Source organism: Xenorhabdus japonica (assembly GCF_900115195.1).
Lineage (GTDB): Bacteria > Pseudomonadota > Gammaproteobacteria > Enterobacterales > Enterobacteriaceae > Xenorhabdus > Xenorhabdus japonica.
Window position 1 is genome coordinate 1 of the sequence record NZ_FOVO01000060.1, and the last position, 9,645, is coordinate 9,645.

Sequence of the window (9,645 nt, forward strand, 5' to 3'; positions counted from 1 at the left end):
TCCCACCTGACCCCATGCCGAACTCAGCAGTGAAACACCGTAGCGCCGATGGTAGTGTGGGGCCTCCCCATGTGAGAGTAGGACACTGCCAGACATCAATTTATAAGTGTTGCCCATTTGGCAACACTTTTTATTTTAGCATTTGCTGATATGGCTCAGTTGGTAGAGCACACCCTTGGTAAGGGTGAGGTCCCCAGTTCGAATCTGGGTATCAGCACCATGAATAATATGTTCGGCAAGTAAAACAGAATTTGCTTGGCAGCAATAGCGCGGTGGTCCCACCTGACCCCATGCCGAACTCAGCAGTGAAACACCGTAGCGCCGATGGTAGTGTGGGGTCTCCCCATGTGAGAGTAGGGAACTGCCAAGCTTTAATATCCAGTCAAAAGGCCACTCATATGAGTGGCCTTTTGCATTTCTAGTTTTTTCAACAAGATATAAGTATTAGTCAATTACTTGCTTATCTTTCAAATGTAGAGTCTGATAGACTACGCTCAAATTACCTATTGAGTTTGAAGTGAATGTCTGTTTGTCAATCTACTCAGCTAAAAACGTTAAACACATTTTGCATTTCAGCCAGTGCTGATTATATCAGTATAGCCATCTCTATTGAGTCTCTTCTGGCCTTATGGCAAGAAGCAATAGAAAAGAATCACTCTATTTTATTGCTGGGAGGGGGAAGTAACGTCCTCTTCACTGAGAATTTTAAAGGTACTGTGATTCTAAATCGTATCCTTGGTATTAATGTACAAGAGTCTGATATTGCATGGCATATTCATGTTGGTGCAGGTGAAAATTGGCATGAGCTGATTACTTATTTATTTAAACAACAAATCTACGGCTTGGAAAATTTAGCCTTGATCCCCGGAAATGTTGGGTCTGCTCCAATCCAGAATATTGGCGCATATGGAATTGAGTTTAAACATGTCTGTGAATATGTAGATTTTGTCGAGTTAAAAACAGGCAATTCAATTCGTCTAACGGCGAATGAGTGTCAATTTGCGTATAGAGACAGTATCTTTAAACATCAATATAAAGATGGTTATGCTATTACCGCCGTTGGTTTATGTTTGAATAAGAAATGGGAGCCAATTTTGACGTACGGTGCCTTAGCGCAGTTTTCACGAGAAAATGTTACTCCAAAACAAATATTCGATGCGGTGTGTGAAATGCGCCAGAGTAAACTGCCAGATCCTACGTTGATGGGGAACGCTGGAAGTTTCTTTAAAAATCCTATTGTATCGATTGAATTGGCATGCAAAATTAAGTCTGAATATCCAGACTGTCCCCAATATCCTTATAATGAGCAAAGTGTAAAGATTGCTGCGGGTTGGCTTATCGATCAATGTCAATTGAAGGGCTATTCTATTGGTGGTGCTGCCGTACATACGAAACAAGCATTGGTATTAATTAATAAAGGTAATGCAACGGGACAAGATGTTGTTGCTTTGGCTGCTTATGTATATAACAAAGTTGCGGAAAAATTTAATATTTTCTTAGAGCCTGAGGTTCGCTTCATTGGTAGTAAGGGTGAGATAGATGCAGTGGAATGTATTTCATGAAAGATATTAGTACTCCGTTAAAACTAATTAAAGTGTTATCTGATGGTGAGATTCATTCAGGTCAACAACTTGGCCAAGAGTTGGGAATGAGTCGAGCAGGAATTAATAAACATATTCAAACTATTCGTGAATGGGGAGTCGAAGTTCTAACTCTTCCAGGTAAAGGTTACCGTTTCCCCGCCCCAATGAATCTCTTGGATAAAGAAGTTATTAAAAATTATCTTCCCAATAATCACATTGAAGTGATACCTGTCATTGATTCCACAAATCAGTATATTCAGGAAAGATTAGCAGAACTCGATTCAGGGGATGCTTGTGTTGCAGAATACCAGTATGCAGGTAGAGGGCGTCGTGGTAGGAAATGGGTTTCTGCTTTTGGTCGAAACTTATATCTATCCATGTATTGGCGTTTGGAGCAGGGACCAGCAGCAGCAATAGGTTTAAGCTTAGTAGTAGGTATTGTCATTGCGGAAGTTCTTAACCGTCAGGGCGCAGAGAGAGTAAAAGTAAAATGGCCGAATGATTTATATTTGGATGATAAAAAACTAGCAGGAATATTGGTTGAGTTGACGGGAAAAACAGGAGATGCAGCTCATGTTGTGATCGGAATAGGTATGAATATTTCGATGAGTAACGATCAACAGAAATTAATTAACCAGCATTGGACTAATTTACAACAAGCAGGAACGATTTTTGAGCGGAATAAGTTGGTTGCTGAAGTCATAGTGGAACTTAAAGAATCATTAATTCAGTTTGGAAACGAGGGGCTAACACCTTTCATTCCCCAATGGTTTAAGTTAGATAATTTTATTGATCGTCCTGCGAAATTAATTATTGGCGATCAGGAAGTTCATGGTATAGCCCGTGGAATTGATCGACAAGGCGCTCTGTTACTTGATATTAACGGGGTTATTACGCCCTATATCGGTGGCGAAATCTCCTTGAGGGGTTGCTGAGTATAAAGTCGGAAATATTTCCGGCTTCAGATTATTTACAAGGTGATTATTTTTTATCCATCATTTTGCTTTAATCAAGTTTCGCGCAGATATTTATAAAAAAGGGTAACATGATTTTTTATAAAGAACTCAGGGAAAGGCAACCTCTCCCTGAGTCTCTGAATATTTACGATCAAATCGGCTTCTCTATTAAATCATACAGCTTATCAAGTTGATTAATACGTGTACGGTAACTTTGCAGTAAACAGGCGGTATCTCCCTTACATTTTTGGCGCTGTTTCAGCCATGCAGTTTGGCTGTCATATATCTCACCTGACACTCCCATGGCAAACAATCCCCGCAGAAAGTGATATTTCACACTCATTTCCACGTCCAGATCATTCAGCTTTAAATTTGAACAAATTGCCTTTTCATCCGGTGTCTTGGCTTTTGTGCAGTCAAAACTGGCAGCGAAATTCAGTGGAGAGAAGATAAGTAACATAAACCAGAGATATTTCATTTACTGCTCCTTATGGGGAAGAACTACAGGCCCTGGCCCGGTTTGCAATTTTGGCGGCACAATTTTTTCAAACTGGAATGACTTGGCTTTGCCGGTTGCATCTAATTTGCAGGAGAATCGAATGTCGTGCCAGCCATCATCTGTCCGATACATGCCTAGACCAACCAACTCAGAAGGGTGTTCGAGCCTTATACTATCTGGTGATACATCACCGAGGAAAACTGTATCAGCATCTCTGTAATGTTGCTTAATGATGGGTAAAGCAAAAGGGCGACAAATAAACTCGGCCACTTTTTTGGCATCTGACCAATCCTTTACCATTGACAGAGCAGATTTATCTGTCGTTTGTTCATTAATTTGTTGTTGCAGGTATTCTTTCTGGCTTGGGGATAATTGTTGGGATGGTGTTTTTGCTTGTACAAAGGCAGATAATAGTAAACAGCTTGCCCCCAAATAAGTTAAGTATTTTGAGTAAAACATAATGGCATACTCCTTGTTTGAGACTAAAAAAGTATGGCACAGATTTTGTACAGATGCCATTGCATGAATATATAACTATAGATTAGCAAGAGTAATGCTGACGGGTATATTTTCTACTCTTATTTAGAATAAGAAAGTACTTTCCAAGTGATAGCTAGAGCGAAAATTGTAGTTACTGTGTCTCTTACATTATCGATAAGAATGATATTAGGATACACCGTGTCTGTGATATGCTGATAAAGATATTCAACTAACTTATCATTTGCTTCATTTGCCAAATGTTTAATATCAGAGGAGAGTGTTGTAGCACATGTCGATGCTTGTAACGGATCTTGGGTCAGGATCCACGATAATTCAAAATATTGTTTAGGAGCATAGTCTTTCATCTTTTTAATTTGATCTGACCCCATTTGAAATGTGCTATTTGTATTAGAATAAAGATGATACATATCTAACTCGCTAAGATAAAAAAAGCCAGAGTTTTTATATTGTTCCAGATCAATATCAGCTTTCTTGTTTTCTATAAAGAATAAAACGGCTGGGCGAGTTCCATTATTGGTTAGGGAGTTTAAAGTTGAGTTGGAAATGTTTTCCGTACCATTATGATAGTACAAGTGTTTAATGTTAACTAATTGATTGAATAAATCAAACCACTCAGTTTTGTTAAAATGACGATATTTGTGCCAGAAACCTACATCTAAATTGAGGGAATGATCAAGTCTTATTATAATTAACTCATTATGAGATTCTGTAAACAGATTTATTCCATTAATAATAGATTCAATTGACTCACCATTTGCGCCTTCCCATATAATTATATCTCTATAGTGACCAGTAAAAAATTTTCCATCACTGAGGACAGGCCTAATATCAAAGTATCTTATACCGAGATTCAATTGCCCTAAGACATCATTATATTGAGTTAGAGTGTTGCATTCAGAAGCTAAAGTGGTTTTCCATGTTACTGTACTCATTCCTGCATCATGGGAACCCGGAATACAAAGTTTATTAACTGGCAGATCCCCCAGTATATTGCTATAATTTTGCATCCAATATTCAGGATTTATATCAGGGCCTATATAATTACCAACATCACCAATAAGAAAGAAGTGAATCAATCCATTTGGTTTCCAACCAAGACTGACTATAGAGCCTTTTTTATAGTTTCTTGTTTCTAAATTATCTAGATGAATTTCTAAATCAAATTTTTCAAGTTCGATTTTATATCTTCCCCGTATTATAAAACTATTTTTTTCTGAATCTATTATTTGATATTTTATTTCAAAATTACAATCGGTTATATTGTTATCAACACATATAATGGAGAAAAAGAGGTCTTCTTTAGATTTGATTGATTTTGGAAAATTTGAGATATCAATATTATGAAAATTCTTTGAAATTATTTTCCAAGAGGAATTGGTGCTGTTAACTAGAATGAGATTTGAAATTTGAAACATATTTTTTTGTTAATGTTGTTTGAGCATACTCTACCTCGCCTTATTTTTAGCGAGGTAGAGTGTCTAAAATATTTTGTAAACAATATATTATGACAGATTGTGCTGCATAAATAATATTATTGTGTGGACATTAAGTATATTGCCTCATAAGGTTTAATTTTCATTTTATGATCAACCTCTTGGGAAGATGAATAATTACTTATTAATACCTGCCATTCTTTGTTTGAAAGAGAAGCTTCTGGAGACCAAAGTTGTGTTTCATCGCTTAGATTTGCGATGACCAGCAAGGTTTGATTCTGCCAACGACGCAGATAACACCACAGTGACGGGTGTTCTGGCAGCAGATCCAAGTAATCACCATATGTCAGGATAGGCTGTTGCTTTCTCAATTTAATCAAATCGTGGTAGCAATAGAAGACGGAATCTTCATCCTGTAATGCTGCTTCGGCGTTGATCTCTGAGTAATTACTGCAAGGCGCAATCCACGGCGTTCCTGTGGTGAATCCTGCATTTGCAGAATTATTCCATTGCATAGGAGTTCGGCTGTTGTCACGGGATTTCTGCTCCAAAATTGCCAGTATGTCCTCTGGTTTTATGCCTTTCTCAATGCATTCTTGATACATATTCAGGCTTTCGATATCCCGATAGTCTTCAATCTGCGTAAAGTGAGGGTTTGTCATGCCCAACTCTTCACCCTGATAGATATAAGGAGTACCCTGCATACCATGCAGCACCATTGCCAGCATTTTGGCGGATATGTTGTGGTACTGATGTTCATCCCCAAATCGAGAAACAATGCGAGGTTGATCATGATTACACCAGAAGAGTGCATTCCACGCTTTTTGGTGCATACCTTGCTGCCATGTTGAGAAAATCTTTTTCAATTCAACATAATCTGGTTTTGCTAGCGTCCATTTCTCTCCATTTGGATAATCAACTTTCAGATGGTGAAAATTAAACGTCATGGACAGCGCCGTTCCGTCCAGAGCAGCATAGCGCTGACAGTGCTCAAGACCTGTAGAGGACATTTCACCAACGGTCATTAATCCTTTTGGTTGGAAAACATCACGACTCATTTCTTGCAGATACTCATGTATCAGCGGGCCATCGGTGTAGAATCGGCGGCCATCGCCGTGATCATCATCAGGATAATCTTGCTGTTTTGAGACAAGATTAATGACATCCAGTCGCAAGCCATCAACACCACGATCAGCCCAGAACTCACATATTTTTTTCAGCTCATCGCGAACTGGTTCATGTTCCCAATTTAAGTCGGCTTGTTCTACCGCAAACAGGTGAAGGTAATATTGTTGGCTCTCTGCATGCCATTGCCACGCATTACCGCCGAATTTAGATTTCCAGTTATTGGGTAGGGAACCTTTGGAACCATCCCGCCAGATATAAAACTGGCGGTAAGGGCTATCAACTTCCTGCGCCGCTTGAAACCACGAATGTTGGGTTGAGGTGTGATTGAAAACCATATCCAAAATAATGCGAATGCCACGGTGATGCGCATTTTGCACCAAATTATCAAAGTCCTCCATAGAACCATAATCAGGATTGATAGCACAGTAATCAGCGACATCATAGCCATTATCAACTTGTGGCGATGGGTAAATTGGGGTTATCCAGATAGCATCCACACCGAGTCGCTGTAGATAATCGAGCCGTTGGGTGATCCCGTTGATATCTCCCACACCTCTACCGGTACTATCCTGAAAACTTTTTGGATAAATTTGATAGATAACGCTATCCATCCACCATGGTTTTTGTTCCGTCATAAATAGATACCTACAAAATTAATTAGCTAGTTCATTGGATAAGGTTGCTTTGCGTTCATTTCGACGATAAGTCAGAACGGTCAATAGGAGCGGTACAATAATTGCGACGAGCATAGCAATAAGATAAATCATCCAGAATTGCGGCTTGATAGAAAGAATTCCTGGGATTCCTCCAACGCCGATACCATTGGCAGTCACATGATTGAGTCCACAAATCAGCCCAGCCAGAGCCGCGCCAATCATCGCGCAGAACATTGGGTAACGGTATTTAAGGTTGATGCCGTACATGGCGGGTTCAGTGACACCCAGATAGGCTGAAATTGCCGCGGGAATGGAAACCTCGCGTTCTTTTTGTTTCTTACTGGCCCAGACAATGCCGACAACAGCAGAACCTTGAGCGATATTAGACAGCGCAATAATAGGCCAGATTGGAGTTCCTCCGGTGCTTTGGATCATTTGCAGGTCGATTGCCAGCGTTGTTTGATGTACACCCGTAATCACCAGCGGAGCGTAGAAGAAGCCAAACAAGGCGGCACCGATGGGAGCAAAACTACCTGTCATTAATCCTTTGACAGCCCAGGCAACACCGTCCCCGATAGCGCGTCCGGCAGGGCCAATCAGGGCATGGGCAAGGAAGACTGCTAGTAGCAGAGAAGTCACAGGAACAATAACAAGATAGAGGTAGTCTGGCACCCATTTTTTCAGCCGCGTTTCAATCCATCCCAACGTTAAACCAGCTAATAAGGAAGGAATAACCTGTGCCTGATAACCGACTTTAGAAATGGTGAACCAGCCGAAATTCCAAACTTCGGGCGCTTGCTGCCCCAGCAGATAAGCGTTCATCAATTGCGGGGAAACCAGCGTAATTCCGAGAATAATTCCCAGAATTGGCGTTCCGCCCATCTTTTTGACCGCAGACCAGCAGATACCTACAGGGAGGTAGAAAAATATCGCTTCACCGATGAGCCAGAGAAAATCATAGATACTGTGCCAAACAGGGTAGAGTTGAGCGAGCGATTTTCCTTCACTAAATGGGATATCCCCGATCAGGTTACGAAAACCAAGAATTAAACCACCACTAATCAGGGCGGGCAGTAATGGGAAAAAGATCTCAGCAAAATGTGAAATTGCATTTTCATACCATTTCATATTTTGACGAGCAGCTTGTTTAACTTCTTCTTTATTAACGGATTGTTTCCCTGTGGTCTCAAGCAAAGCTTTATAATAGATATCCACATTCGTTCCAATCACCACCTGAAATTGCCCGGCATTGGTGAAACACCCCTTAACCATCGGTAATTCTTCAATGGCTTTGGCATCGGCATTTTCTGGTGTATTAAGAACGAATCTGAGGCGGGTAATACAATGACTGACGGAAGCAATATTCTCTCTTCCACCGATCAAGGTGATAAGATTATCAACATCCTTTTGATTTACTTGTTTTTTTTTCATGCCTTTTCTCCTTTGTATGGCAGGAGTGATAAATAATGGGATCTTTCTATTAACGTGCGATTAACAGAATGATTACTCTCGTAATGAGATAATGAATAGACTGAAATAATAGCAGGTTAATCCTAGACAGATCTTAGTATTTTGAATATGAAAAGATGCTTTGTTTGAGTTTTAGATCACATTTTATGCCATTGATTTGAAATTAAAGGTTTTTTATATTGTTAACGCTTGTTATTGTAGAGTTTTTAATTACTTCGGTAATTAATAGACGTGGGTTATGGGTTTATTCCGTCCTACGGTAATATAAAAAAGGTTCGCATTCTACTGAGTCGCAATCACGATAAATAATGTCATCGTTATTTATAAAAGTAATTACTCCACCGCCATTGATATGAAAATCCTATATTCTACATTTAACTTGGATTTTCCTGTTATATCACATGAGGTTTGAGAGAAAGCATAGTATGGAGTTGCCTTCATACACGCTACTTATTTTAAAAATCTTATATATGTCTTGTTTATTTAGATTCCATTTTTTGCATGCATCTATTATTGTTTTGTCATTACCTTCATGCTTCAGTAAATTGAGTGCCCTGCCATAATTAGAAGCCTTATCCGTATTGAGGATTATGGGCACTTTATTCTCACAGAAACCTTTCAATGCTTTCTCTAAAAACCGACAGGCGGTTCGGATATTGCGCTGGGGTGAAAGGTAGAAATCGATGGTGTTGTCTTCACTATCAACAGCCTTGTACAGATAAGCCTATTTACCGGCGATCTTCACGCAAGTTAAGTTTCGTTTATCTGGCAGGAATGGTGATATTTAGAATGTCGCCAGCACCAGCGTAACCATTTTCCAATGGGCGCAAATCCTCATGTAGTGAAGTTTTGTCCCACAAATTACCATCATTTGGAGAAATATTATGAAAACATGTGCATTGCTCTTATTGATACCTATGTTAATAAGTTGTTCATCCAATGGGAAAGAAACAGAGAAAGAGGCAGTTAAAGAACATCCGTCTATAACAAACACATTTAGCCCAAGCGTGTTTGCAATCAGCTTAATGAAGGAATGTGGACATAGTTATGTTGTTGGAGTGTGGTCAAACGCTAATAAATGGAATGAATGGGCAGTTTGGTTATCACCAAAAGGTCGGCATTTTAGTAAGGATGCACAAATATATTGGGCTTACGGCAAATTAAATACCAATTATGACAGTGGGAAAAATGCTTACGCAACTATCTTAGCTGCCCAGGCTAAATAAGCTTTCATAATCACGATACACTCATTTTTTTCATTCCCGGTTGTTGCCCTAATGAAAAGGCAATCATAAATTCTTCAACGCACGCTAAGAGTGGCCATATAGACTGACAGCAATGATTTCGGGTGACGGTTTCATGCAAGGATTGCCACAGGCGTTCAATCTTATTTAGCCATGGCGAATAAACCGGTAAAAA

General features: G+C 39.5%; 10 protein-coding genes, 1 tRNA gene and 2 rRNA genes. 6 read left to right on the forward strand and 7 right to left on the reverse strand.

From position 1 onward, the window contains the following. The 5 genes from rrf (BM135_RS15725) to birA form a co-directional block, all read left to right on the forward strand. Positions 1 to 94: ribosomal RNA gene (rrf, locus tag BM135_RS15725) — 5S ribosomal RNA — on the forward strand; the annotation flags it as partial. Between the two features lie 50 nt (positions 95 to 144). After that, positions 145 to 220: transfer RNA gene (locus BM135_RS15730), tRNA-Thr, on the forward strand. A gap of 34 nt (positions 221 to 254) precedes the next feature. Next, positions 255 to 370, forward strand: a 5S ribosomal RNA gene (gene rrf / locus BM135_RS15735). A 151-nt stretch (positions 371 to 521) separates the two neighbouring features. Further along, a complete protein-coding gene (gene murB, locus BM135_RS15740) occupies positions 522 to 1,562 on the forward strand; it encodes a UDP-N-acetylmuramate dehydrogenase (protein ID WP_092521376.1) in 1,041 nt (346 codons plus the stop codon). After that, entirely contained in the window at positions 1,559 to 2,518 is a 960-nt protein-coding gene (birA, locus tag BM135_RS15745) for a bifunctional biotin--[acetyl-CoA-carboxylase] ligase/biotin operon repressor BirA (RefSeq protein ID WP_092521378.1), read from the forward strand. Before murB ends, birA begins: the two co-directional genes overlap by 4 nt. 172 nt (positions 2,519 to 2,690) lie before the next feature. Here birA and BM135_RS15750 read toward each other — a convergent pair whose 3' ends face one another. The 6 genes from BM135_RS15750 to BM135_RS18080 all read right to left on the reverse strand — a co-directional run bounded on the left by BM135_RS15750 (position 2,691) and on the right by BM135_RS18080 (position 8,944). After that, positions 2,691 to 3,017 carry a lysozyme inhibitor LprI family protein gene (locus tag BM135_RS15750; RefSeq protein WP_092521380.1) on the reverse strand — a complete coding sequence of 109 codons (327 nt, stop codon included), beginning with the start codon at positions 3,015 to 3,017 and terminating at the stop codon, positions 2,691 to 2,693. Further along, positions 3,018 to 3,497 (reverse strand): hypothetical protein, encoded by a 480-nt coding sequence (locus BM135_RS15755; RefSeq protein WP_092521382.1) that lies wholly within the window; start codon positions 3,495 to 3,497, stop codon positions 3,018 to 3,020. A 119-nt stretch (positions 3,498 to 3,616) separates the two neighbouring features. After that, positions 3,617 to 4,954, reverse strand: a complete 1,338-nt coding sequence (locus tag BM135_RS15760; protein WP_092521384.1) for a PI-PLC domain-containing protein — start codon at positions 4,952 to 4,954, stop codon at positions 3,617 to 3,619. 116 nt (positions 4,955 to 5,070) lie between these two features. Then, positions 5,071 to 6,735: an alpha,alpha-phosphotrehalase gene (treC, locus tag BM135_RS15765; protein ID WP_092521386.1), complete on the reverse strand. Its 1,665-nt coding sequence runs from the start codon at positions 6,733 to 6,735 to the stop codon at positions 5,071 to 5,073. Positions 6,736 to 6,753: 18 nt separating this feature from the next. Then, positions 6,754 to 8,187, reverse strand: coding sequence for a PTS trehalose transporter subunit IIBC (treB, locus tag BM135_RS15770; RefSeq protein ID WP_092521388.1), 1,434 nt, complete (start codon positions 8,185 to 8,187; stop codon positions 6,754 to 6,756). Between the two features lie 436 nt (positions 8,188 to 8,623). Continuing rightward, on the reverse strand, positions 8,624 to 8,944 hold the full coding sequence (locus BM135_RS18080) for a DDE-type integrase/transposase/recombinase (RefSeq protein ID WP_092521390.1): 321 nt from the start codon (positions 8,942 to 8,944) through the stop codon (positions 8,624 to 8,626). 166 nt (positions 8,945 to 9,110) lie between these two features. Here BM135_RS18080 and BM135_RS15780 point away from each other — a divergent pair, with 166 nt between their 5' ends. After that, entirely contained in the window at positions 9,111 to 9,452 is a 342-nt protein-coding gene (locus BM135_RS15780; RefSeq protein ID WP_092521392.1) for a hypothetical protein, read from the forward strand. 10 nt (positions 9,453 to 9,462) lie between these two features. On the opposite strand, the gene BM135_RS15785 is transcribed toward BM135_RS15780, so the two are convergent. Continuing rightward, positions 9,463 to 9,645, reverse strand: a 183-nt coding sequence (locus BM135_RS15785; RefSeq protein WP_175486190.1) for a transposase, incomplete at its 5' end; no start/stop codon positions are given.

What these genes read in the sequence shown, in the direction of transcription:
- BM135_RS15780 (WP_092521392.1), top strand. Translation starts at nt 9,111, where the DNA reads ATGAAAACATGTGCATTGCTCTTATTGATACCTATGTTAATAAGTTGT.
- BM135_RS15750 (WP_092521380.1), bottom strand. Translation starts at nt 3,017, where the DNA reads ATGAAATATCTCTGGTTTATGTTACTTATCTTCTCTCCACTGAATTTC.
- treB (WP_092521388.1), bottom strand. Translation starts at nt 8,187, where the DNA reads ATGAAAAAAAAACAAGTAAATCAAAAGGATGTTGATAATCTTATCACC.
- treC (WP_092521386.1), bottom strand. Translation starts at nt 6,735, where the DNA reads ATGACGGAACAAAAACCATGGTGGATGGATAGCGTTATCTATCAAATT.
- BM135_RS15755 (WP_092521382.1), bottom strand. Translation starts at nt 3,497, where the DNA reads ATGTTTTACTCAAAATACTTAACTTATTTGGGGGCAAGCTGTTTACTA.
- birA (WP_092521378.1), top strand. Translation starts at nt 1,559, where the DNA reads ATGAAAGATATTAGTACTCCGTTAAAACTAATTAAAGTGTTATCTGAT.
- murB (WP_092521376.1), top strand. Translation starts at nt 522, where the DNA reads ATGTCTGTTTGTCAATCTACTCAGCTAAAAACGTTAAACACATTTTGC.
- BM135_RS15760 (WP_092521384.1), bottom strand. Translation starts at nt 4,954, where the DNA reads ATGTTTCAAATTTCAAATCTCATTCTAGTTAACAGCACCAATTCCTCT.